The 22,618-nt window shown below is 69.7% G+C and carries 19 protein-coding genes and 1 pseudogene; 13 read left to right on the top strand and 7 right to left on the bottom strand.

Annotation, left to right across the window (positions count from 1 at the left end; translation table 11 throughout):
• Positions 1-91 precede the first annotated feature (91 nt).
• The 8 genes from dusB (at position 92) to hflX (ending at position 10,126) form a co-directional block, all read left to right on the top strand.
• A complete protein-coding gene (gene dusB / locus ACIPQB_RS14665) occupies positions 92-1,099 on the top strand; it encodes a tRNA dihydrouridine synthase DusB (protein ID WP_446485982.1) in 1,008 nt (335 codons plus the stop codon).
• The gene (locus ACIPQB_RS14660; RefSeq protein WP_446485981.1) at positions 1,096-2,220 is read left to right on the top strand and encodes a two-component system sensor histidine kinase NtrB; all 1,125 of its coding nucleotides are present in this window, start codon (positions 1,096-1,098) and stop codon (positions 2,218-2,220) included. The genes dusB and ACIPQB_RS14660 overlap by 4 nt, the downstream gene beginning before the upstream one ends.
• Positions 2,217-3,638: a sigma 54-interacting transcriptional regulator gene (locus ACIPQB_RS14655; protein ID WP_446485980.1), complete on the top strand. Its 1,422-nt coding sequence runs from the start codon at positions 2,217-2,219 to the stop codon at positions 3,636-3,638. The genes ACIPQB_RS14660 and ACIPQB_RS14655 overlap by 4 nt, the downstream gene beginning before the upstream one ends.
• Positions 3,639-3,719: 81 nt before the next feature.
• Positions 3,720-5,963, top strand: coding sequence for an ATP-binding protein (locus tag ACIPQB_RS14650; RefSeq protein ID WP_446485979.1), 2,244 nt, complete (start codon positions 3,720-3,722; stop codon positions 5,961-5,963).
• Entirely contained in the window at positions 5,960-7,348 is a 1,389-nt protein-coding gene (ntrX, locus tag ACIPQB_RS14645) for a nitrogen assimilation response regulator NtrX (protein WP_446485978.1), read from the top strand. Before ACIPQB_RS14650 ends, ntrX begins: the two co-directional genes overlap by 4 nt.
• A gap of 162 nt (positions 7,349-7,510) precedes the next feature.
• On the top strand, positions 7,511-8,374 hold the full coding sequence (locus ACIPQB_RS14640) for a D-amino-acid transaminase (RefSeq protein WP_446485977.1): 864 nt from the start codon (positions 7,511-7,513) through the stop codon (positions 8,372-8,374).
• A gap of 137 nt (positions 8,375-8,511) precedes the next feature.
• Positions 8,512-8,760: an RNA chaperone Hfq gene (gene hfq, locus ACIPQB_RS14635; protein WP_012286640.1), complete on the top strand. Its 249-nt coding sequence runs from the start codon at positions 8,512-8,514 to the stop codon at positions 8,758-8,760.
• Between the two features lie 10 nt (positions 8,761-8,770).
• The gene (hflX, locus tag ACIPQB_RS14630; protein WP_446485976.1) at positions 8,771-10,126 is read left to right on the top strand and encodes a GTPase HflX; all 1,356 of its coding nucleotides are present in this window, start codon (positions 8,771-8,773) and stop codon (positions 10,124-10,126) included.
• A gap of 43 nt (positions 10,127-10,169) precedes the next feature.
• Here hflX and ACIPQB_RS14625 read toward each other — a convergent pair whose 3' ends face one another.
• The 6 genes and pseudogenes from ACIPQB_RS14625 to ACIPQB_RS14600 form a co-directional block, all read right to left on the bottom strand.
• Positions 10,170-11,201: a patatin-like phospholipase family protein gene (locus ACIPQB_RS14625; RefSeq protein ID WP_446485975.1), complete on the bottom strand. Its 1,032-nt coding sequence runs from the start codon at positions 11,199-11,201 to the stop codon at positions 10,170-10,172.
• An 85-nt stretch (positions 11,202-11,286) separates the two neighbouring features.
• Positions 11,287-12,126 (bottom strand): nucleoside triphosphate pyrophosphohydrolase, encoded by an 840-nt coding sequence (gene mazG / locus ACIPQB_RS14620; RefSeq protein WP_446485974.1) that lies wholly within the window; start codon positions 12,124-12,126, stop codon positions 11,287-11,289.
• A gap of 90 nt (positions 12,127-12,216) precedes the next feature.
• Positions 12,217-12,708, bottom strand: coding sequence for a hypothetical protein (locus tag ACIPQB_RS14615; RefSeq protein ID WP_446485973.1), 492 nt, complete (start codon positions 12,706-12,708; stop codon positions 12,217-12,219).
• A gap of 172 nt (positions 12,709-12,880) precedes the next feature.
• Positions 12,881-14,050: a Na+/H+ antiporter NhaA gene (gene nhaA / locus ACIPQB_RS14610; RefSeq protein WP_446485972.1), complete on the bottom strand. Its 1,170-nt coding sequence runs from the start codon at positions 14,048-14,050 to the stop codon at positions 12,881-12,883.
• Positions 14,051-14,083: 33 nt separating this feature from the next.
• Positions 14,084-14,284, bottom strand: a pseudogene (locus ACIPQB_RS14605) (hypothetical protein).
• The gene (locus ACIPQB_RS14600) at positions 14,250-15,710 is read right to left on the bottom strand and encodes a cobyric acid synthase (protein WP_446485971.1); all 1,461 of its coding nucleotides are present in this window, start codon (positions 15,708-15,710) and stop codon (positions 14,250-14,252) included. The pseudogene ACIPQB_RS14605 and the gene ACIPQB_RS14600 overlap by 35 nt, the downstream one beginning before the upstream one ends.
• A 137-nt stretch (positions 15,711-15,847) precedes the next feature.
• Between ACIPQB_RS14600 and ACIPQB_RS14595 the strand changes: the two genes are divergently transcribed.
• A complete protein-coding gene (locus tag ACIPQB_RS14595) occupies positions 15,848-16,504 on the top strand; it encodes a hypothetical protein (protein ID WP_446485970.1) in 657 nt (218 codons plus the stop codon).
• Between the two features lie 94 nt (positions 16,505-16,598).
• Here ACIPQB_RS14595 and ACIPQB_RS14590 read toward each other — a convergent pair whose 3' ends face one another.
• Positions 16,599-17,012: a DUF6766 family protein gene (locus tag ACIPQB_RS14590; protein ID WP_446485969.1), complete on the bottom strand. Its 414-nt coding sequence runs from the start codon at positions 17,010-17,012 to the stop codon at positions 16,599-16,601.
• A 101-nt stretch (positions 17,013-17,113) separates the two neighbouring features.
• On the opposite strand from ACIPQB_RS14590, the gene ACIPQB_RS14585 reads away from it, so the two are divergent.
• From ACIPQB_RS14585 to ACIPQB_RS14570, 4 genes are all read left to right on the top strand, one after another.
• Positions 17,114-17,407, top strand: a complete 294-nt coding sequence (locus tag ACIPQB_RS14585) for an FAD assembly factor SdhE (protein ID WP_446486132.1) — start codon at positions 17,114-17,116, stop codon at positions 17,405-17,407.
• A gap of 128 nt (positions 17,408-17,535) precedes the next feature.
• Positions 17,536-21,000, top strand: coding sequence for a transcription-repair coupling factor (gene mfd / locus ACIPQB_RS14580; RefSeq protein ID WP_446485968.1), 3,465 nt, complete (start codon positions 17,536-17,538; stop codon positions 20,998-21,000).
• A 79-nt stretch (positions 21,001-21,079) separates the two neighbouring features.
• Positions 21,080-21,790, top strand: a complete 711-nt coding sequence (locus tag ACIPQB_RS14575) for an NIPSNAP family protein (RefSeq protein ID WP_446485967.1) — start codon at positions 21,080-21,082, stop codon at positions 21,788-21,790.
• 73 nt (positions 21,791-21,863) lie between these two features.
• Positions 21,864-22,256 carry an SRPBCC family protein gene (locus ACIPQB_RS14570; RefSeq protein WP_446485966.1) on the top strand — a complete coding sequence of 131 codons (393 nt, stop codon included), beginning with the start codon at positions 21,864-21,866 and terminating at the stop codon, positions 22,254-22,256.
• Positions 22,257-22,618: the final 362 nt, after the last annotated feature.

The raw sequence follows: 22,618 nt of genomic DNA, 5'->3' as shown, positions 1-22,618 counted from the left end.
TTTAGCCTCTCATCGGAGCTTGTCCAGAGAAGGAGGGCTTTACGGCGCCGCACAATATGCCTAAAAAGAGTGCGATGGGGATGATCATAAAATGAGCAACGGCCTCGCAGTCGGTAAGGTTGAAGTGCCGGGGCGTGTCTGGATCGCGCCGATGACCGGCGTTTCGGACCTGCCGTTCCGGGAAACCGCGACCCGCCTCGGCGCGGCCTATGTGGCCACCGAGATGGTCGCCTGCGCCGAATTCGCCCGCGGCCGGCCCGACGTGGTGCGGCGCGCGGCGGTGGGCGAGGGCCTGCCGCTGATGGTGGTGCAGCTGGTCGGCCGCGACCCGGCCTTCATGGCCCAGGGCGCGCGCCTGGCCGCCGAGGCCGGAGCCCAGATCATCGACCTGAACTTCGGCTGCCCCGCCAAGGAAGTCACCAAGGGCGCAGCCTCGGGCTCGGCTCTGATGCGCGAGCCGGACCTGGCCGAGGCCCTGGTCGCCGCCGCCGTCAAGGCCGTCGACACCCCGGTCACCGTCAAGATGCGCCTGGGCTGGGACGACGACAGCCGCAACGCCGCCGACATCGCCCGCCGCGCCGTCGACGCCGGGGCCCAGGCGATCACGGTCCACGGCCGCACCCGCTGCCAGTTCTACAAGGGCGTCGCCGACTGGAGCGCGGTGGCGGCCGTCAAGGCGGCGGTCGGCGTGCCGGTGCTGGTCAATGGCGACATCGTCGACGGCGACAGCGCCCGCCGGGCCCTGGACCAGTCGGGGGCCGACGGGGTGATGATCGGCCGCGGCGTCTACGGCCGTCCCTGGATCGCCCAGGCCATCGAGGCGTCGCTGAGCGGCCTGGGCTTCCGCGAGCCGGACGCGCAGGAGCGCCTGGCCATCGCCGTCACCCATTTCCGCCGCAGCCTGAACTTCTACGGGCCGCGGCTGGGGCTGAAGATGTTCCGCAAGCACCTGGCCTCCTATATCGACGCCGCCCCGTGGCCGGGCGAGGCCGAGGCCCGGCGCGCCGCTCGCGCCGCCCTGTGCCGGCTGGAGGACCCCGCCGCCATCGAGGACGGCCTGGCCGCCCTGTGGCTCGACGATCGGAGGCTGGCGGCATGAGCGACCACCACGCCCGGGTCATTCCCGCCAAGATCGCCGACGGCCTGAAGGTCGCCGCTTTCGACCTCAGCCCCGAACCGGCCCTGGTCGTCGACCACGAGGGCGCCCTGGTCGCCGTCAACGAGGCGGCCGAGGCCCTGTTCGGCCAGGGGCTGTCGCTGCTGGCCCGCGGCCGCTTCCGCGCCGCCCTGCCGCCCGGCTCGGTGCTGGTCTCGATGATGGACCGCGCCCTGTTCGAAGGCGCCCTGGTCCGCGAGCACGGGGTCGAGGTCAATCTGTTCGGCCAGCCGCCGTTCGAGGCCGACGGCGCCGCCGCGCCGCTGGGCGACGGCTCGGTGCTGCTGACCCTGCACGTCAAGGGCGTGCTCGGCGTCGAGCGGGCCTCGGACGCCGCCGGCCTGCGTTCGGTGGTGGGTCTGGGCCGCATGCTGGCCCACGAGATCAAGAACCCGCTGGCCGGCATCCGCGGCGCGGCCCAGCTGCTGAAGACGGGGGCCAGCGCCGCCGACCAGCCCCTGGCCCAACTGATCGTCGACGAGACCGACCGCATCCGCCGCCTGGTCGACCGGATGGAAGCCTTTTCCGACGAGGTTCCCGGCCCGCGCGAGGCGGTCAACATCCACCAGGTGCTGGACCGCGTCCGCGCCCTGGTCGTCAACGGCGTCGCCGACGGCCTGGCCCTGCAGGAGCATTACGACCCGTCGCTGCCCGACGTCTGGGGCGACGAGGACCACCTGATCCAGGTGTTCCTGAACCTGGTCAAGAACGCCGCCGAGGCCGCCCACGCGCGCGGCGACGGCCAGGGCATCCTGTCGATCTCCACGGCCTGGCGGCCCGGCGTGCGGGTGCGCGGCGCCGACGGCAAGGCCGCCGCCGGCGCGCCGATCGAGATCCGCGTCCAGGACAACGGCCCGGGCGTGCCGCCCAGCCTGCGCGACCACCTGTTCCAGCCGTTCGTCACCACCAAGGCCAACGGCACCGGACTGGGCCTGGCCCTGGTCACCAAGCTGGTGACCAGCCACGGCGGCCTGATCGACTTCGAATCCGAGCCCGGCCGCACCGTGTTCCGCGTGCTGCTGCCCATGGCGACTGCAAAGCTTTCCGGAGACGCCCACGCATGAACGCCGCCAGCAAGAAGATCCTGATCGCCGATGACGACAGCTCGGTAAGGCTGGTGCTCAGCCAGGCCTTCACCCGCCTCGGCTATCAGGTGCGGGCGACGGGCAACGCCACCACCCTGCTCAAGTGGGTGATGGACGGGGAGGGCGACCTGGTCGTCACCGACGTGATGATGCCCGACGAGAACGTCTTCGACGTGCTGCCGCGCATCCGCAAGGAACGGCCTAAGCTGCCGATCATCGTGATGAGCGCCCAGAACACCCTGCTGACGGCGGTCAACGCCGCCGACGCCGGGGCGTTCGAATATGTCTCCAAGCCCTTCGACCTCGACGACGTCACCGCCGCGGCCCGCCGCGCCCTTTCGCGACCGGTCGACGCCGAGGCCTCCAAGGCCCAGGCTCGGGCCATGCGCGACGAGCGCCTGCCGCTGATCGGCCGCTCGGCTCCGATGCAGGAGGTCTATCGCACCATCGCCCGGCTGGTCGGCGCCGACCTGACCGTGCTGATCCTCGGCGAGAGCGGCACCGGCAAGGAGCTGGTCGCCCGCGCCCTGCACGAGCTGGGCCGCCGCCGCGACGGCAAGTTCGTGGTCATCAACCTGGCCGCCGTGCCGCGCGAACGGGTCGAGACCGAGCTGTTCGGGCGCGGCGAGGGCGACATGGGCCGGCTGATCGAGGCCGACGGCGGCACCCTGTTCCTCGACGAAATCGGCGACATGCCGCTGGACGCCCAGACGCGCCTGCTGCGGGTGATCGACGGCACCGAGCCGGTGCTCAATCCCAAGACCGGCCGCCGGCCGAACGTGCGGATCATCGCCGCCACCAACCGCGACCTGCGCGGCCTGATCCAGCAGGGGCTGTTCCGCGAGGACCTGTTCTTCCGCCTCAACGTCGCCCCGGTGCGCCTGCCGCCGCTGCGCGACCGCACCGAGGACATCCCGGACCTGGCCCGCACCTTCCTGCTGCGCGCCAACCGCGAGGGCCTGCCGGCCAAGACCATCGATTCCAGCGCCCTGGACCGGATGAAGACCCACGCCTGGCCGGGCAACGTGCGCGAGCTGGAGAACCTGATCCGGCGGATGTGCGCCCTTTATGCCGAGGAGCTGATCACCGCCCGCATCGTCGATCGCGAGCTGCAGGACCACGCCCCCGCCGCCCATGCCGACGAAGGTCCGGTCACCCTGGCGAGCCTGGTCGAGCGCCACCTGTCGTCGCACTTCGCCGATCAGCCGGACGGCGTGCCGGCGGCCGGGCTCTATGACCGGGTGCTGCAGGAGGTCGAGCGGCCGCTGATCCAGCTGACCCTGTCGGCGACCCGCGGCAACCAGGTGCGGGCGGCCGAGATCCTGGGTCTCAACCGCAACACCCTGCGCAAGAAGATCCAGGACCTGGGCGTGGAGATGACTCGCGGACGGCGTTAGCGCCGGTCTGCGGTTCACCGCTGACGCTTAATTGGCACATACCTGTTGAGTTTGGGGCACAGTCGCCCTTAGACTTGGTCAATGGCGTCCGTTCCATCCGTCCTGGAAGTTGAGGGACCGCCGGCCCGGTTCAGCCGGGCCTGGTGGCGCGGCCTGCTGCGGTCGCGCTACACCCTGGGCGTGGCCTATGGCTTCGCCGTCGCCCTGACGGCCACGGCGGTGGGCCTGGCCTCGTCGCCGCCGGCCACCGGACCGATCGGGCCGGCCACGACGATCATCCTGGCGGTGCTGGGCTTCAACCTGGCCTTGATCCTCTGCGTCGCCGGCATCGTCGGCTGGCGGCTGGTGGACCTGGTCGACGCCCGGGCCAGCGACGCCGGGGCCCGCCTGCACCTGCGCTTCGTGGGCCTGTTCTCGCTGGCGGCGGTGGCCCCGGCGGTCATCGTCGCCCTGTTCTTCGGCGTGCTGGTCAATCGCGGCGTGGAGGGGTGGTTCAGCGCCCGGGTCACGACGGTAGTCGAGAACTCGGCCAAGGTCGCCCGCTCCTATGTCGAACAGCAGAAGAACTACATCGGCGAACACATCAGCCCGATGGCCAACGAGCTCAACGAGGCGGCGCCGGCGCTGTCGCAATCGCCGGTCGCCTTTGGCCATTTCCTGACCGGCCTGACGCGGGACAACGGCTTCACCGCCGCCTACATCCTCGACCGCGACGGACGGGTGCTGGCCCGCGCCGAGATCGAAAACGCGCCGCCGTTCCTGGCCCCGCCTCCCTCGACCTTCCGCGCCACCGACACCGGCGACGTTTCGGCCGAACAGTTCGCGTCCGAGGACCTGTTCCGCGCCCTCTACCGCCTGAAGGCCTTCCCCGACGCCTATCTCTACATCGCCCGCGGGGTCGACCAGGGGATCATGGCCCACCTGAAGGAGACCGAGGCTTCGCTGGTGTCCTATCGCGACGCCGCCCACAATCGCGACCGCATCCAGGTGATCTTCGCCCTCAGCTATGTCGAGACGGCCCTGCTGGTGCTGGTCGCCGCGGTCTGGGTGGGCATCGCGGCCGCCAACTCGATCGCCGCGCCGGTGTCGGGCCTGGTCCAGGCGGCGGGCCGGGTGTCGGCCGGCGACCTCGACGCCCGGGTCGACGTGCAGCATGGCCCCGAGGAGATCCGCGCCCTGTCGGTGGCCTTCAACATGATGACCACCGACCTGCAGGCCCAGCAGGCCGCGCTGCGGGTGGCCAGCCTTGACGCGGAGTCGCGGCGGCAGTTCATCGAAACCGTGCTGTCGGGGGTCAGCGCCGGGGTGGTGGGGCTGGACGCCGACGGCCGGATCACGGCGCTGAACCGGCGGGCCGGCGACCTGCTGGCCCTGGACGAAGAGGCCGTCGGCCGCTTCCTGGCCGAGGCGGCCCCGGAGTTCGACGCCGTGGTCCAGGAGATCAGCGGCGGCCGCGCCAACGCCGAGGTCGAGGTCGACGTCGTGCGCGGCGGCGAGTCGCGCCGCCTGCGGGTGCGGGCCGCCGGCCACGCGGCCGAGAGCCTGGTCCTGACCTTCGACGACATCACCCGCCTGGTGGCCGCCCAGCGCAACGCCGCCTGGAAGGACGTCGCCCGCCGCATCGCCCACGAGATCAAAAACCCGCTGACCCCGATCCAGCTGTCGGCCGAACGCATCCGCCGCAAGTACCGTAAGGACATCACCGGCGACCTGGAGACCTTCGATCGCTGCACCGAGACCATCATCCGCCAGGTCGGCGACATCGGCCGCATGGTCGACGAGTTCTCGGCCTTCGCCCGGATGCCGGCGCCGCGCTTCGCGCCGGCAGACCTGACCGAGATGCTGCGCCAGGCGGTGTTCGCCCAGCGCTTCGCCGACAGCGAGACCGAGGTGGCGTTCGACGAGCCCGGCGAGGACGTCTGGATCAGCTGCGACGCCCGGATGGTCGGCCAGGCCCTGACCAACATTCTCAAGAACGCCGGCGAGGCGGTCGGCGCCCGCCGCCACGCCGCGCCGGAACCGACCGGACGCATCGTCGCCCGGCTGGTCTCGGACGACGACGACCTGTGCGTCATCGTCGAGGACAACGGGGTGGGCCTGCCGACTCGCGACCGCGACCGGCTGACCGAGCCCTATGTGACGACCCGCGAGAAGGGCACCGGGCTTGGCCTGGCGATCGTCAAGCGGATCATGGAAGACCACGAGGGCGACCTGGTCCTGACCGATGCGCTGAACGGAACCGGCGCCCGGGTGATTCTGAGGTTCCCCACCACCGCGCGGCTCGCCGCGACCAACGCACAGAGTGGCGTAGAGGAGATGATATGAGCGCTGACGTGCTTGTGGTCGACGACGAGGTCGATATCCGCGAACTGGTGGCCGGGATCCTGGAGGACGAGGGCTACGCCGTTCGGGTGGCGGCCGATTCCGACCAGGCGCTGGCCGCCCTGCGGGCCCGCAAGCCGGCCCTGCTGGTGCTGGACATCTGGATGCAGGGCGGCGGCATGGACGGGCTGGAGCTGCTCGACATGGTCAAGTCGCTGGATCCCGACCTGCCGGTGATCATGATCTCGGGTCACGGCAATATCGAGACCGCCGTCAGCGCCATCAAGCGCGGGGCCTACGAGTTCCTGGAAAAGCCGTTCAAGTCCGACCGGCTGCTGCTGGTGGTCGAGCGGGCGCTGGAGGCGGCCAACCTCAAGCGCGAAAACCGCCGGCTGCGGGTGCAGAGCTTCAGCTCCGACGGGCTGATGGGCAAGTCGGCGGCGGCCCAGGCCCTGCGGCAGCTGATCGCCAAGGTCGCCCCGGCCAACAGCCGCGTGCTGGTCTCGGGCCCGCCCGGCTCGGGCAAGGAGCTGGTGGCGCGGCTGATCCACGGCTCCAGCACCCGGCTGCGCAACGAGTTCGTGGCCGTCAGCGCCGCCGGCATGGCCCCCGAGCGCCTCGACGTCGAGCTGTTCGGCGAGGAGGGCGAGGGCGGGCGGCCGCGCAAGATCGGGGTGTTCGAGCGCGCCCACGGCGGCACCCTCTATCTCGACGAGGTCGCCGACATGCCGCGCGAGACCCAGAGCCGCATCCTGCGGGTTCTGGTCGAGCAGCGCTTCCGGCGGGTGGGCGGCGACAACGACGTCCAGGTCGACGTGCGGGTGATCTCCTCGACCTCGCGCGACCTGCGCGACGAGATCGCCGCCGGCCGCTTCCGCGAGGACCTGTTCCACCGCCTGAACGTGGTGCCGGTGCGGGTGCCGGGGCTGGCGGAGCGCCGCGAGGACATCCCCGAGCTGATCAGCTATTTCGTCGACCGCATCTGCGAGGCCACCGGCCTGCAGCGGCGGCGGCTGGGCGAGGACGCCCTGGCGACCCTGCAGGTGCAGGCCTGGCCGGGCAATGTCCGCCAGCTGCGCAACAACGTCGAGCGGATGCTGATCCTGGCCTCCGGCGAGCCGGGCGACCTGATCACCGCCGAGATGCTCAACGCCAACGACCAGCCGACCGGCGGCAACGCCGGGGCGATCGGGGCCGAGCGGATCATCGCCCTGCCGCTGCGCGAGGCCCGCGAGCTGTTCGAGCGCGAATATCTCAACGCCCAGATCCTGCGGTTCGGCGGCAACATCTCGCGCACCGCCAACTTCATCGGCATGGAGCGCTCGGCCCTGCACCGGAAGCTCAAGTCCCTGGGCGTGGCGGGGGCGAGGGTGGAAGAGGAAGAATAGGCATTTATGCGTTGGGCCAATTTTCATCCGTCTCCCCGGCGAAGGCCGGGGTCCAGGTGAAACCCACGGGCCGCTCTGGATGAATCTGGATCCCGGCCTTCGCCGGGAAGACGGATTGTGTGTGTTTGGCGCCGTGATGCGGCGCTTTCGAGGAACTGAGCCATGTCGCGTTTCGCCTATGTCAACGGCCGCTTCGTCCCCCACGGCCAGGCCGCCGTGCATATCGAGGACCGCGGCTACCAGCTGGCCGACGGGGTCTATGAGGTGTGGGCGGTGTTCGACGGCAAGCTGGCCGACGCCGCCGGCCACTTCGCCCGGCTGTGGCGCAGCCTGGACCAACTGCGCATCGCCCGTCCGATGAGCGAAAAGGCCCTGAGCGTGGTGCTGCGCGAGGCGGTCCGCCGCAACAAGGTGCGCGAGGGCCTGGTCTATCTGCAGGTGACCCGCGGCGTCGCCCCGCGCGACCACGCCTTCCCCAATCCCGCCGTGCCGCCGGCCGTGGTGATCACCGCCAAGAGCGTCGACCGCGCCGCCGCCGAGGCCAGGGCCGCCAGGGGCCAGGCGGTGGTCACCGTGCCGGAGACGCGCTGGGGCCGCTGCGACATCAAGTCGATCGGCCTGCTGCCCAACGCCCTGGCCAAGCAGGTCGCCCGGGAGCATGGCGCGGTCGAGGCCTGGTTCGTCGACGAGCTGGGCCTGGTCACCGAGGGCGCCTCGTCCAACGCCTGGATCGTCGACGCCGAGGGCCGCCTGCGCACCCGCGACACCCAGGCCAACATCCTGCGCGGCGTCACCCGCGGCTCGCTGCTGGAGGTGATCGCCGGCGAGGGCCTGGCCGTCGCCGAGCAGCCGTTCACGGTCGAGGAGGCCAAGGCGGCCCGCGAGGCCTTCGTCACCGGGGCCGGCACCCTGGTGCTGCCGATTGTCAGCATCGACGGCACGCCGGTCGGCGACGGAAAACCCGGACCCCTGGCGAGCCGGCTGCGGCGTCTCTATATCGAGCGCGCCAAGGCGTCGGCGATCTAGGCCTCAAAAACCGGCGATCGGCGCCTTCGCGCATTTTCTTGTCGGATTGGTCATACCAACCTGCGGAAAATGCATTAGCATGGACTTGTTTGTGTGGGGGGCGTGTGGCCCTCCAAAACAATAAGAGGGGAATCCCCATGTCGACCGAGAAAAAACAAAACCTTCAGGACACCTTCCTGAACAGCGTGCGCAAGTCGAAGACGCCGCTGACCATCTTCCTGGTGAACGGCGTGAAGCTGCAGGGCGTTGTCAGCTGGTTCGACAACTTCTGCGTCCTGCTCCGCCGCGACGGCCAGTCCCAGCTGGTCTACAAGCACGCCATTTCGACGATCATGCCGGCCCAGCCCGTGCAGCTGTACGAGCCCAGTGCTGATCAAGACGATTGATTCCTGACGTTTGACCAAATCCACTTCGAAATCCATCGACCACGCGACGCCGGTTCTGAAGGCGTTCGTGATCCATCCCGTGCGCCCGGTGCGCGGCCAGTCGGCCCTCGAGGCGCGTGATCCCAAGGCGCGCCTCGAGGAGGCCGTCGGCCTGGCCCTGGCGCTGGACCTCGACGTCGTCGAGACGACGATCGCGCCCCTGCGCCTGGTCACCCCCGCCACCCTGTTCGGCAAGGGCAAGATCGAGGAATTCGCCGCCGTCTGCGAGGTCGAGAAGATCGACGTCGCGGTGTTCGACGACCAGCTGACCCCTGTCCAACAGCGCAATCTGGAACGGGCCCTGAACGTCAAGGTCGTCGACCGCACCGGCCTGATCCTCGAGATCTTCGCCCGCCGGGCCCGCACCCGCGAGGGCAAGCTGCAGGTCGAGCTGGCGCGGCTGGACTACGAGCGCTCGCGCCTGGTCCGCACCTGGACCCACCTGGAACGCCAGCGCGGCGGCACGGGTAACACCGGCGGGCCCGGCGAAACCCAGATCGAGCTGGACCGCCGCCTGATCGCCGGCACCATCGGCAAGCTCAAGCGCGAGCTGGAGGAGGTGCGGCGCACCCGCACCCTGCACCGCAGCGCCCGCAAGAAGGTGCCGTACCCGACCGTCGCCCTGGTCGGCTACACCAACGCCGGCAAGTCGACCCTGTTCAACCGCCTGACCCATGCGACGGTCGTCGCCCAGGACATGCTGTTCGCCACGCTCGACCCCACCTTGCGGACGGTGAAGCTGCCCGACGGCCGGCCGGCCATCCTGTCCGACACCGTCGGCTTCATCTCCGACCTGCCGCATGAGCTGGTCGAGGCCTTCCGCGCCACCCTGGAGGAGGTGCAGGAGGCCGACGTGGTGCTGCACGTGCGCGACGTGGCCAATCCCGACACCGACGCCCAGGCCCGCGACGTCCAGAAGGTGCTGGCCGAGCTGAAGGTGCTGGGCGAGGACGGCGAGGCCGACGGCGGCAAGACCCTGGTCGAGGTCTGGAACAAAATCGACCTGGTCCACGGCGAGGCCCGCGAGATTCTCGACGGCCAGGCCCGCCGCCTGGGCGCCTCGACGGTCTCGGCGGTCACCGGCGAGGGCTGCGTCGAGCTGCTCAGGCGGGTTGGCGGCCTGATCGACGACACCCCGCCGGTCGCCGTGCGGCTGGCGGCCAAGGACGGCGAGGCCCTGGCCTGGATCTATCGCAACGGCCGGGTCGAAAGCCGCGAGGACGAGGCCGAAGGCGGCGTGCGCCTGATCGCCCGCCTCGACGCCCAGGCCCTGGGCCGGTTCGAGCGGCAGTTCCCGGATGTGTGGCTGATGGCGACCGGGGATTAGGCTTTCCGGACGGACGGGCCGTGTCTGTCGGCCCGGGCTCGCCTCAGGCCGCCACGCTGGCCGGTTTGAACGCGCCGAGCACCTTGTTGGCTTCCGCCTCGCCCTCCAGGGCCCGGCGCGCGATGGTCTCGGGGGAGAAGTCGCTGCCGCCGAAGTCCTCGACCTGTTCGGCGCGGGTGATGGCGACGATGTGCGGTACGCGGACATAACCGCGGGCCTTGACCGCCGCATAGGCTGTCTTGAAGTGCGCGTCCTGGCGCACGGGATGGTCGGCCGCCAGGGCCTCCAGGGCCTCCATCAGATCGGCGACCTCGTCGAAGCGCCGGAGCAGTTTCAGATCCTGGGCGGTCTTGTTGCAGAATTGCAGATTCTGGGTCCGCTCGGCGACCTGGGCGAAGCTGGTCGGGACGGGCGCCTTGTTGGGGAACAGGTTGATCACATAGACCGTGCGCTGGTCGCCCCCGTCCAGGCGGTCGAGGATCGCGCCCAGGGGCGTGTTGTCGAACAGCCCGCCATCCCAGTACGACTTGCCCCCGATGACGGTCATGGGGAACGACGGCGGCAGGCTGCCGCTGGCCAGGATGTGATCGAGGGTCAGGGGCGTTTCGCCGCTGTAGAACTCCTCGATCTCGCCGGCCTCGATGTCGGTGGCCGTGACCAATAGGCCAGGCTTGGCCGAGGTGTCGGCCAGGGCGTCGAGATCAAGCAATTGCGCCAGGGTCGCGCGGAGCGGGGCGGTGTCGTAGAGGTTGGTCCAGCGCGCCAAGTCGTAGAAATCGTAGCGCGGCAGGTAAAAGGCGGGATTGCCGAGCAGCGAAGCGTAGGAACGCAGGGGCGGCGGCAGGAACCAGCCCGAGACCGCCACCGCCCGCCAGAACCGCTCAAGAGCCTGCAACGGCGTCAGGCCCTTGGCCGGACGCGCCAGAAGGGCGGCGGTGATGGCGCCGATCGACACGCCGGCGATCAGGTCCGGCGCGAAATCAGGGTCCCCGTAGAGCCGGCGGGCCACGCCCAACTCAAAGGCGCCGAGCGCGCCACCACCTTGCAGGACAAGGGCCGAACGCGCCTGCACCATCGTCGCCTCCAAGGCTACGCCTAAGGTAGAGGCAATGTTGCACTGCATATGTTGCAGCGCAACCTGGTCTCTTGTGGGGGTGAAGTCACGACTTGGTGTTGAGCGTTTTCTCCGCCGCCTTGGCCGCGTCCCACAGCCCGTCCATCTCGGCCAGGTCCGACTGGTCCGGGGTGCGGCCGTCTCTGGCCAGTTCAGCCTCGATGAACGCGAACCGCCGCACGAACTTGGCGTTGGTGGCGCGCAGGGCGTCCTCGGGCTCGACGTCGAGCTTGCGGGCCAGGTTGGCGACGACGAACAGCAGATCGCCCAGCTCCTCGCGGGCCTTGGCGCGGTCGCCGGCGGCGATCTCGACCTTCAGCTCGGCGATCTCCTCGGCCAGCTTGTCGAGCACCTGGTCGGTCGAGGGCCAGTCGAAGCCGACCCGGGCGGCGCGCTTGGTCAGCTTGACCGCGCGGGTCAGGGCCGGCAGCCCGGCCGGCACGTCGTCCAGCACCCCGCCCTTGGCCTTGGCCTGGCGTTCCTGGGCCTTCAGCGCCTCCCAGCCCGCTGTCTGGGCGGCCTGGTCCTCATAGGCGTGGTCGCCGAACACATGCGGATGCCGGCGGATCATCTTGTCATTGATCGCCGCGGCCACTCCGGCCAGGTCGAAGGCGCCCTGTTCCTCGGCCATCCGCGAATGGAACACCACCTGCAGCAGCAGGTCGCCCAGTTCCTCCTTCAGGTCGGCCAGGTCGCCGCGCTCGATGGCGTCGGCCACCTCATAGGCCTCCTCGACCGTGTAGGGGGCGACGGTGGCGAAGGTCTGCTCCAGGTCCCATGGGCAGCCGCCGTCGGGGTCGCGCAGCCGGGCCATGATCTCGACCAGGGTGAAGAGCGGGTGGCGCGGGTCGTGCGGCGGCGTCGGAAGCGGCGAGGGCTGGGACATGCGATACGGGCTCGGACGAGAAGGGGATCTGGCGGGGCCTCCAGCCGATAGCCCAGGACGCGCGCCCGCGCCAGCCGCCGCCGGGCAGGCTCAGCGCGCCGGGCCGTACTGGTCCCTGGCGATGCGGTCGGCCAGCTTGTCGAAGGCGGTCTCGGCGTCGTGCCAGGTTCCGCCATAGCGGGCCCAGCGGATGTCGGTCTCGTACCAGCTGAAGGCGATCGGCGTGCGGCCCCCGGCCGGGTCGACATAGTCGCCGCCGATCCGCGCTCCGCCGACCCCGAAGCTCTCCATCGACAGCCCCGCCGATCGCGACAGCTGCTCGGGCGTCGGGCGGTTGGGCTTGGCGTCCTCGATCACCAGGTTCAGGGTCCCGCCGCCCGGCCGCAGGCGCAGCTTGCGCTCGACCGCCCGGCGCAGGGCGCTCGACAGGTCCGCGAAATCGCGCGGGCCCAGCAGCTTGGTCTTCGCGGCCAGCTCCGGGCCGATCGACACCTTGACCTCGGCCACGACCGGGGCGGCGAGGGCGGGGCTCGCGGCGCCCAGGCTCAGGGTTAGGGCGGCGGACAGGACGGCGGCGCGCATGGCGAAAGCTCCTCGAGGTGATGGACCAGGTAGAACCCTCATCCTACTCCGTCTCCCCGGCGAAGGCCGGGGCCCAGATTCAGCCGTGGCGCCGGACGCTTACCCGAAATACACAGCCCTATGATCTGGACCCCGGCCTTCGCCGGGGAGACGGAATGAAGGATGGGGCGGCTCAGCGGGTCGACTTCGCCTTGGCCAGGCTGAAGGCCAGCCAGCCCAGCAGGGCCGACAGCAGCGAGCCGGCCAGTACGCCGATCTTGGTCTCGTCCTGCAGGAGGACGGCGTCGAAGGCCAGGTTGTTGATGAACAGGCTCATGGTGAAGCCGATGCCGCACAGGGCCGAGACGCCGAACAGCTGGGTCCAGGAGGCGCCGTTGGGCCGCTGGGCCCAGCCCAGCTTGATGGCGGCCAGGCTGAACAGGCCCACCCCCAGCGGCTTGCCCAGGAACAGCCCCAGGGTCGCGCCCAGAGTGGCTGGCGCGGCCAGGGCCGCGACCCCGACCTGGCCCAGGGCGACGCCGGCGTTGGCGAAGCCGAACACCGGCACGATCAGATAGGCCACCCACGGATTGAGGCCGTGCTCCAGCCGGTGCAGCGGCGAATGCTCGTCATCCGGCCGGGCCGGCGACTTGGTGATCGGGATGGTCATGGCCAGGATCACGCCCGACAGGGTGGCGTGGACGCCGGACTTCAGGAACAGCACCCAAAGCACAATCCCGACAAGCAGATAGGGCCATAAGCTGGCGACCTTCAGCCGGTTCAGGGCGACCAGCACGGCCACCGCGACGGCGGCCCCGCCCAGGGCCCAGAGGGCGACGCTGTCGGTGTAGAACACGGCGATGATCAGGATCGCGCCCAGGTCGTCGATGATCGCCAGGGCGGCCAGGAACACCTTCAGCGAGCCGGGAACCCGCGACCCCAGCAGCGACAGCACCCCCAGGGCGAAGGCGATGTCGGTGGCGGCCGGAATGGCCCAGCCGCGCAGATTGGCCGGCTGGCTCAGATTGACGGCGACATAGACCAGGGCCGGAACCAGCATGCCGCCCAGGGCCGCGACCCCGGGCAGCACCCGCCGCGACCAGCTGGACAGCTCGCCGTCGACCATCTCGCGCTTGATTTCCAGCCCGACCAGCAGGAAGAACACCGCCATCAGGCCGTCATTGATCCAGTGGGCCAGGCTGAGGCCGGCGAGCTTGACGTGCAGGGCGTGGAAATAGCCGTCGGCCAGCGGCGAATTGGCGACCGCCAGGGCCAGGGCGGCGGCGCCCATCAACAGCAGGCCGCCGGCCGACTCGCTCCGGAGAAAGGCGCGCAGGGCGGAGAGCGGGCGGACGGTCGGCATGGGCGGCCTCGCGGGGAATCGTCGACCGCCACCCTAGCTTGTCCTCTCGGGGGAAGCGAAGCGCGGCCGGAGATGAAACGGTCGTCGTCCTGCGTCCTTCGAGGCCCGCTGGGCGGGCGCCTCAGGATGAGGAGCGTTTTGCTGAATTCCTCATCCTGAGGTGCGAGCCGTCAGGCGAGCCTCGAAGGGCGCACCGCGCCTACAGCCCGGCGATCCGGGCGAGGGCGGCGATATCGAGCGACCGCTCCAGCATCGCCGCGATCTCGTCGAGGGCCGCGTCGACCCGGCCGGCGTGGTCGCCCGGCGCGGTCGCCACGCCCAGCGGGGCCAGCAGGGCGGCGCGGGCCTCGCCGCGCTCGAACAGACCGTGGACATAGGCCCCGGCCACCCGGCCGTCAGCCGAGACCGCGCCTTCGGCCGCGCCGCCGTCCATCGCCAGCAGCGGGCGCGCCGTCCCGGAACCGGTCGTGCGGCCGATGTGCATCTCGTAGCCCGCGAAGGCGGCGCCGCCCTCGACCAGCCGTCCGGTCGCGGCCCGCAGCACCTTGTCGCCGGCCAGCACGGTGTCGACGTCCAGCAGGCCCAGCCCCGCCGCCGTTCCCGGCGCGCCCTCGATCCCCTCCGGATCCGACACCGTGCGGCCCAGCATCTGGTAGCCGCCGCAGATCCCCAGCACCCGGCCGCCGCGGCGCACATGGGCCAGGATGTCGATGTCCCAGCCCTGGACGCGCAGGAAGGCCAGGTCCGCCAGGGTGGCCTTGGTCCCGGGCAGGATCACCAGGTCGGCGTCGCCCGGCACGGGCGTTCCCGGCGGCAGGAAGGCGAAGTCGACGGCCGGGTCGGCGCGCAACGGGTCGAAGTCGTCGAAATTGGCGATCCGCGCCAGCATCGGCACGACGATCCGGGCCCGGCCGTCGCCGTCGGGACGAACCGGCCGCTCCAGGGCCACGGCGTCCTCGGCGGGCAGGGCGCGGGCCGGGGCCAGCCACGGGACCATGCCCAGGTCCGGCCAGCCGGTGCGGGCGACGATCTCCCGGCGGCCGTCGTCGAACAGCGCAGGATCACCGCGGAACTTGTTGATGATGAAGCCTTTTATGCGGTCGCGGTCAGCGGCGTCGAGCACCAGGTGGGCCCCGGCCAGGGCGGCGATCACATGGCCGCGGTCGATGTCGCCGACCAGGGCGACGGGCACGTCGGCGGCATGGGCGAAGCCCATATTGGCGATGTCGCCGCGGCGCAGGTTGGTCTCGGCCGGGCTGCCGGCCCCTTCCACCAGCACCAGGTCGGCCTCGGCGGCCAGCCGCCGGTAGCTGTCGACCGTGGTGGCCAGCAGGTCGGGCTTGAGGGCCTGGAAGCTGCGGGCGGTCCAGTTGCCGGCCACCTTGCCCTGGACGATCACCTGGGCCCCGCGGTCGCTCTGCGGCTTCAGCAGCACGGGGTTCATGTGGACGGTGGCCGGCGTGCGGCAGGCGAGCGCCTGCAGGGCCTGGGCCCGGCCGATCTCGCCGCCGTCGGCGGTGACCGCGGCGTTGTTGGACATGTTCTGCGGCTTGAACGGCCTGACCGTCAGGCCGCGGTTGGCGAACAATCGGCAGAGCCCGGCGACCAGGGTCGACTTGCCCACGTCCGAACCGCAGCCCTGGATCATCAGTGACGCCATGGTCGTCCACTACCTTCGTGACTCGGCTGGGTGATGCTGGGCAGGACGTACCAACGGTTGCGGCGAGCGTACATCCCATGCCCTACTGAAGCTTCCGCCACGATCTTGCTGGGAAGAGTCCGTTGAAGCGATGTCTGTTGTTGGTGTTCGCAATGGCGGCGTTCGCGAGCTTTGTCGCGCGGCCCGCGGCGGCGCTAACGCCGACCAGTTGCCACGACCGCTATCTGGCGGGTCGAGCCATCCCGAAACAAGTCGAGGAATGGGTCTGCGCCGATCCGGCCCTGGCCGCCCTGGAGCGCGCAGCCTTTAAGACATTCGCCGATCAACGCATCGCCGACGAGGGAGCCTCGCTTGAAAGTGAGGATAATCTTCGCTCAGCGCTCATCAACTGCCAGGACGCACAGTGCGTTCGCCGTCGCTACCAGGATCGGCTTGACGAGGTGGTCCAAGGCGCGCCGTTTCCCTTATCACACGGCAGGTCGATGCACCGCGTCGGCCATCCTCCGCGCGCGACGATCTGGAGTCGGGATTTGGGCGGTGGCTGGCGCGTCTTCAAATTCGACATCGACAACGGGCCTCTTCCTGAATCACTCCCGGATAGCGGGGTCGTCCCAGGATATTATGAGGGTCAGGAGATGTTCGTCGCCGAGATGGTGCACGGAAAGACACGTTATCGGGGTTCCGAAGGGAGCGCTTTCGATATCGAGATTCAGAAGGATGGATCCTGGAAGGTCACGCAAATTGGCGAATGCCAATGCGGCGGCGGCCTCAGCTATACCGGCATCTATCGCTGAGCACAGTTGGCCTCCGGAGCCGGGCGTTCCATGTCCTCGGTCACATGAGCATCGATGCCTTGGACGTGCGGCCTAGAGCCCGGCCGCCGGATCGTCAATCGCGGGCCGCGCGCTCGGTCTGGTCGTGGCCGTGCGGCTTGGAATGGCCCTCGGTGCGCAGGTAGCGCCGGTCGATGTCGGCCAGGATCGCCTCGGCCTTGTCGCCGGCCTGCAGGCGGATCAGGGCGTCGAGCTTGGCCTCGGCGCGGTCGTCGTTCTCCTTGGAGGCCGGCGAGCCGACATAGAGGAAATAGGCCAGGCCCACGACCTGCCAGATCAGCTGCAGGAACTCCGACTGCCAGTTCTCGAAGGTGTCGCGGCCCATCTGGACCAGATAGGGCCCCAGCTGCGGCGCCTGGTGCAGGCCCTGCTGCTCGTCGACGAAGGCGAACCAGCCGAAGATCCAGTGCCCGGCGATCGAGACCACGAAGAACAGGGCCGTCAGCCAGCCATAGGCGTAGCGTTTCATTGGAATTCATCCCTTCCAACCCAGGCAACGCCAACGGCGTCCAAGCGGCGCCGGTTCCAGCGCTGGCGCCCGGCCGCAAGGGGCTCTATATCCCCGGTCACATGAGCATCGATCACGACTCCCGCCTCCGGCGGCTGAAGTTCCGGGCCTGGCATCGCGGATTTCGGGAAGCGGACCTCATTCTGGGGCCGTTCGCCGACACCCATGGCCCCAACCTGACCCCCGACCAGCTCGACGCCTTCGAAACCCTGCTCGAAGAATCCGATCGCGAGATCTACGCCTGGATCGTCGGCCAGGAGCCGACGCCGGCCAAGTTCGACACCGAGATCATGAACCTGATCAAGACCTTCCGCTACGAAGCTCATGCGGTGCGGCCGATCGGGGACGGGGCCTAAACCTTACCCTATGAACCGCTCATCCCGGCGAATGCCGGGATGAGCGGAATTTGAGAGTCCAGGGTCAGGCCCTGGCAACAGCATCACCACCGGCGGCGTCGTCGCTGACCAGTCTTTGAAGAGTTTCCATGGCCTACGACGCCAAACAGATCGCCAAGGCCGCCGGAGGCCTCGTCCTGGCCGGGGCGCCGGAGGGGTTCGACGCCCTGGTGATGGCCGACATCGCCCGCTCGCGCGGCGGCCTGACCGCCTTCGTCGCCCGCGACACCGCCCGGGCCAGCGCCTTCATCGACGCCCTGAAGTTCTTCGCCCCCGAGATCGAGGCCGTGCTGTTCCCGTCCTGGGACTGCCTGCCCTATGACCGCATCGGCCCCTCGGCCGGGGTGGCGGCCACCCGCATGGCGACCCTGCACCGCCTGGCCGAGGGGCTGGGCAAGGACAAGCCGGCGATGCTGGTCACCGCCGCGCCGGCCCTGCTGCAGCGGGTGCCGGAAAAGAGCGTCCTGCTGCGGGCCAGCTACGCCGCCAAGGTCGGCAACAGCGTCGACGTCAAGGACCTGGAGCGCTATTTCGCCATCAACGGCTACAGCCGCGCCTCGACGGTCTCGGAGCGCGGCGAGTTCGCCATCCGCGGCGGGGTCATCGACGTCTATCCGCCGGCCGCCGAGGAGCCGGTGCGGCTGGACCTGTTCGGCGACACCCTGGAAAGCATCCGCGCCTTCGATCCGGAGACCCAGCGCTCGACCAAGCAGCTGCGGGCCATCGAGCTGCTGCCGGTCAGCGAAGCCCTGCTCGACGCCGACGGCATTTCCCGCTTCCGCTCCGGCTATGTCCGCCTGTTCGGCGCGCCGGGCGACGATCCGCTGTACGCCACGGTCAGCGAGGGCGGCCGCCGCGCAGGCCTGGAGCACTGGTTGCCGCTGTTCTACGAGCGGATGGCCACCCTGTTCGACTATCTGCCGGCCGGGGCCCTGGTCGGCGTCGACCACCAGGTCAGCGAAAGCCGCGACGAGCGCCTGGCGATGATCGCCGACGCCTATGAGGCCCGCGCCTCGGCCGACCGCAAGTCGGCCTACCGACCGCTGAAGCCCGACGCCCTCTACCTGACCGCCGCCGAGTGGGAGGCGGCGATCGACGAGCGCCCCAACCGCCGGTTCACCCCGTTCCAGCCCCAGGGCCTGGACGTCGTCGACATGGGCGCCAAGCTGGGCCGCACCTTCGCCGCCGAGCGGGCCCAGGACAGCGTCAACCTGTTCGAGGCCACCGCCGCCCACGCCCGCGACCTGGCGGCGGCCGGAAAGCGGGTGCTGTTCGCCTCGTGGTCGGAGGGCTCGTCCGAACGCCTGGGAACCATGCTGGCCGACCACGGCCTGAAGAAGATCCCCTACGCCGCCTACTGGCAGGCGGCCAAGGCCAATGATCCCAAGACCCCGCAGCGGGTGGTGCTTCCGCTGGACAACGGCTTCGAGACCGACAGCCTGGCGGTGATCTCCGAGACCGACATCCTCGGCGACCGCCTGGCCCGGCCGCGCAAGAAGCGCCGCGCCGCCAACTTCCTGGCCGAGGCCAGCGCCCTGACGCCCGGTGACCTGGTGGTCCACATCGACCACGGCATCGGCCGCTACGAGGGCCTCAAGACCCTCGACGTCCAGGGCGCGCCGCACGACTGCCTGGACCTGCTGTATGGCGGGGAGGCCAAGCTCTACCTGCCGGTCGAGAACATCGACCTTCTGACCCGCTACGGGACCGACGCCGAGAACGTCCAGCTCGACAAGCTGGGCGGCGCGGCCTGGCAGGGGCGCAAGGCCAAGGCGAAAGAGCGCCTGCGGGTGATGGCCGAGGGCCTGATCCAGATCGCCGCCGCCCGCCAGCTGAAGGTGGTCGAGGAGACCGACCCGCCGCACGGGGTGTTCGACGAGTTCTGCGCCCGCTTCCCCTACGAAGAGACCGACGACCAGCTGTCGGCCATCGCCGACGTGCTGGAGGACCTGTCGTCGGGCAAGCCGATGGACCGGCTGATCTGCGGCGACGTCGGCTTCGGCAAGACCGAGGTCGCGCTGCGCGCGGCCTTCGTGGTGGCGATGAGCGGCAAGCAGGTGGCGATCGTCTGCCCGACCACCCTGCTGGCCCGCCAGCACTACAAGACCTTCAAGGACCGCTTCCAGGGCTGGCCGGTCAAGGTCACGCGCCTGTCGCGCCTGGTCACCGGCAAGGAGGCCGCCGACACCCGCGAGGGCCTGGCCAACGGCCAGTTCGAGATCGTGGTCGGCACCCACGCCATCCTGTCCAAGCAGGTGTCGTTCAAGGACCTGGGCCTGGTCATCGTCGACGAGGAGCAGCACTTCGGGGTCAAGCACAAGGAGAAGCTCAAGGAGCTTCGCGCCGACGTGCACATGCTGACACTGACGGCGACGCCGATCCCGCGCACCCTGCAGATGGCCCTCAGCGGCATTCGCGAGATGTCGATCATCGCCACCCCGCCGGTCGACCGCCTGGCGGTGCGCACCTATATCAGCCCGTTCGACCCGGTGACCCTGCGCGAGGCCCTGTTGCGCGAGAAGTACCGCGGCGGCCAGGCCTATTACGTGGTGCCGCGCATCAAGGACCTGGAGGACATCGAGAAGTTCCTCCGGACCCAGGTTCCGGAGGTCAAGTACGTGGTCGGGCATGGGCAAATGGCCCCGACCCAGCTGGAAGACGTGATGACCGCCTTCTACGAGGGCCAGTACGACGTGCTTCTGGCCACGACCATCGTCGAGAGCGGGCTGGACATTCCCAGCGCCAACACCCTGATCGTCCACCGCGCCGACATGTTCGGCCTGGCCCAGCTCTACCAGATCCGCGGCCGGGTGGGGCGGTCCAAGGCCCGGGCCTACGCCTATCTGACGACGCCGGCCGAGAAGCAGATCACCCTGTCGGCCGAGAAGCGGCTGAAGGTGCTGCAGTCGCTCGACAGCCTGGGGGCCGGCTTCCAGCTGGCCAGCCACGATCTGGACCAGCGCGGCGGCGGCAACCTGCTGGGCGACGAGCAGAGCGGCCACATCAAGGAGATCGGGGTCGAGCTCTATCAGCAGATGCTGGAGGACGCCGTCGCCGAACTGCGCGAGCGCCAGGGGGCCGAGGCCCTGCTGGAGGATCGGGGCTGGTCGCCGCAGATCAACACCGGCGCGGCGGTGATGATCCCCGACGACTACGTGCCCGACCTCAATGTCCGTCTGTCGCTCTATCGCCGCCTGTCGGAGGCCGAGAAGGCGGCCGATCGCGAGGCCCTGGCCGCCGAACTGATCGACCGCTTCGGCCCGCTGCCGCCCGAGACCGACAGCCTGCTCAAGGTGGTGGCGATCAAGGGTATGTGCCGCGAGGCCAATGTCGCCAAGATCGACGTCGGCCCCAAGGGCGCGGTGGCCAGCTTCCGCGGCGACACCTTCGCCAATCCCCTGGCCCTGGTGCAGTTCGTGGCCAAGAACAACATCGTCTGGAAGGTTCGCCCCGACCAGAAGGTGGTGGTCAAGGGCGAGTGGGACACCCCGGCCCAGCGGCTGGACGCGGCCGAGAAGATCCTGGCCCAACTGGTCAAGCTGGCCAAGGCCTGATGTCTCCAGCTGACAGCGGGGTGTCAGCAGCGGTTCGCTAGGGTCCGGTCCGATCGATGACCAAGAAGGACCTTGAACCATGACCGCCCAGACCGTGATCGAGCTGCGCCAGTACCTGACGAATCCCGGCCAGCGCGATGTGCTGATTGAGCTTTTCGAGTGCGAGTTCGTCGAGAGCCAGGAGGCGCAGGGCATGAGCCTGATCGGCCAGTTCCACGACCTGGACGCGCCGGACCGCTTCGTGTGGCTGCGCGGCTTCACCGACATGGAGGCTCGCAAGGCGGCGCTGGAAGGCTTCTATTTCGGTCCGGTCTGGCAGGCCCATCGCGCGGCGGCCAACGCCACCCTGCTGGACAATGACGACGTCCTGCTGCTGAAGCCGCCGGTGGCCGCGGCCCGCTTCGACCTGCCGCCGCGCCAGCCCTACGGAGTCGAGCTTCCGCCGGCCGGCTTGCTGACCGTGACCGTCCAGGCCCTCGACGGCCCTCCGGACGCGGGACTCGCCGCCCGCTTCGAGGCCGAGGTCCGTCCGGCCCTGGAGGCCGCCGGGGCGCGGGTCGCCGGCTGGATGGTCAGCGAGACGCGCCCGAACAGCTTTCCGCGCCTGCCGGTGCGCGAGGGCGAGCAGGTGCTGGTCTGGGTCGGCCGGTTCGCCGACGCGGCCGTCTATGCCGAGCACCTGGACCGGGCCGCGCAGGCAGGCCTGGAGAACGGCTTCGGCGTCGCCTCGATACGCGGCGTGATCCAGCGGCTGCGCCTGGCGCCGACCGCCCGCTCGCGGTTGAGGTGACCGCGTCCGGATCCCGCCAGCAGACCGCGCGCCGACCTGTCAGGATCGGGGAAAGTTCGAAAGGAGATTTCCCATGGCCACGGTCACCCGATCCGTCGACATCGCCATCGCGCCGGAGCAGGCCTGGGAGGCCGTGCGCGACTGGGGCGTCGTGCACCAGCGGCTCTGTCCCGGCGTCCTGACCGACAGCACGGTCGAGGGCGAGGCGCGGATCGTCACCTTCGCCAATGGCCTAGCCGCCAAGGAGCTGATCGTCGCCGTCGACGACGCGGCCCGCCGCCTGGTCTGGGCCGTGGTCGGAAGCCAGCTGCTCAGCCATCACAACGCCGGCATGCAGGTCCTGGCGCAAGGGGAGGGCAGCCGCATCACCTGGACAGCCGACCTGCTGCCGCATAGCGCCGCCGAGCGCGTCGCCGGCCTGATGGACCTGGGTTGCGCGGCGATGAAGCGGACGCTGGAGGGCTGAACTCCAGAGCGGGATGATCTTCGACTGACTTCTCATTTTCGTCCGTCTCCCCGGCGAAGGCCGGGGCCCAGATTCAGCCGTCGTACTGGACGCTTGTCCGAAACACACAGCTTTACGATCTGGACCCCGGCCTTCGCCGGGGAGACGGACCAGGGATGGGCGTTTCAGTTCAAGATCGTCACGTCCTAGTGTCCCGGTTCAAAAGTTCGCCAACTCAGGATTGCTCGACGGGCGTGTTGTAGACGCAGAACCGCTCGATGGATGCGAGGATGTCGTCGGCGGACTTGGTCCAGCGGAACGGCTTTGGGTCGGCGTTGTGGCGGTTGATGAAGTCTGAGATGTCGGCTTGGAGATCGGTGACG

The sequence above is a fragment of the Caulobacter sp. LARHSG274 genome (genome assembly GCF_052871235.1).
Note: the sequence above shows the minus strand (reverse complement) of the source record. Positions and strands in the feature narration are given on the sequence as shown.

Excerpts from the sequence above, each read along its gene's own strand:
- dusB (WP_446485982.1), top strand. The coding sequence starts at position 92 with ATGAGCAACGGCCTCGCAGTCGGTAAGGTTGAAGTGCCGGGGCGTGTC.
- ACIPQB_RS14660 (WP_446485981.1), top strand. The coding sequence starts at position 1,096 with ATGAGCGACCACCACGCCCGGGTCATTCCCGCCAAGATCGCCGACGGC.
- ACIPQB_RS14655 (WP_446485980.1), top strand. The coding sequence starts at position 2,217 with ATGAACGCCGCCAGCAAGAAGATCCTGATCGCCGATGACGACAGCTCG.
- ACIPQB_RS14650 (WP_446485979.1), top strand. The coding sequence starts at position 3,720 with ATGGCGTCCGTTCCATCCGTCCTGGAAGTTGAGGGACCGCCGGCCCGG.
- ntrX (WP_446485978.1), top strand. The coding sequence starts at position 5,960 with ATGAGCGCTGACGTGCTTGTGGTCGACGACGAGGTCGATATCCGCGAA.
- ACIPQB_RS14640 (WP_446485977.1), top strand. The coding sequence starts at position 7,511 with ATGTCGCGTTTCGCCTATGTCAACGGCCGCTTCGTCCCCCACGGCCAG.
- hfq (WP_012286640.1), top strand. The coding sequence starts at position 8,512 with ATGTCGACCGAGAAAAAACAAAACCTTCAGGACACCTTCCTGAACAGC.
- ACIPQB_RS14625 (WP_446485975.1), bottom strand. The coding sequence starts at position 11,201 with ATGGTGCAGGCGCGTTCGGCCCTTGTCCTGCAAGGTGGTGGCGCGCTC.
- mazG (WP_446485974.1), bottom strand. The coding sequence starts at position 12,126 with ATGTCCCAGCCCTCGCCGCTTCCGACGCCGCCGCACGACCCGCGCCAC.
- ACIPQB_RS14615 (WP_446485973.1), bottom strand. The coding sequence starts at position 12,708 with ATGCGCGCCGCCGTCCTGTCCGCCGCCCTAACCCTGAGCCTGGGCGCC.
- nhaA (WP_446485972.1), bottom strand. The coding sequence starts at position 14,050 with ATGCCGACCGTCCGCCCGCTCTCCGCCCTGCGCGCCTTTCTCCGGAGC.
- ACIPQB_RS14600 (WP_446485971.1), bottom strand. The coding sequence starts at position 15,710 with ATGGCGTCACTGATGATCCAGGGCTGCGGTTCGGACGTGGGCAAGTCG.
- ACIPQB_RS14590 (WP_446485969.1), bottom strand. The coding sequence starts at position 17,012 with ATGAAACGCTACGCCTATGGCTGGCTGACGGCCCTGTTCTTCGTGGTC.
- ACIPQB_RS14585 (WP_446486132.1), top strand. The coding sequence starts at position 17,114 with ATGAGCATCGATCACGACTCCCGCCTCCGGCGGCTGAAGTTCCGGGCC.
- mfd (WP_446485968.1), top strand. The coding sequence starts at position 17,536 with ATGGCCTACGACGCCAAACAGATCGCCAAGGCCGCCGGAGGCCTCGTC.
- ACIPQB_RS14575 (WP_446485967.1), top strand. The coding sequence starts at position 21,080 with ATGACCGCCCAGACCGTGATCGAGCTGCGCCAGTACCTGACGAATCCC.
- ACIPQB_RS14570 (WP_446485966.1), top strand. The coding sequence starts at position 21,864 with ATGGCCACGGTCACCCGATCCGTCGACATCGCCATCGCGCCGGAGCAG.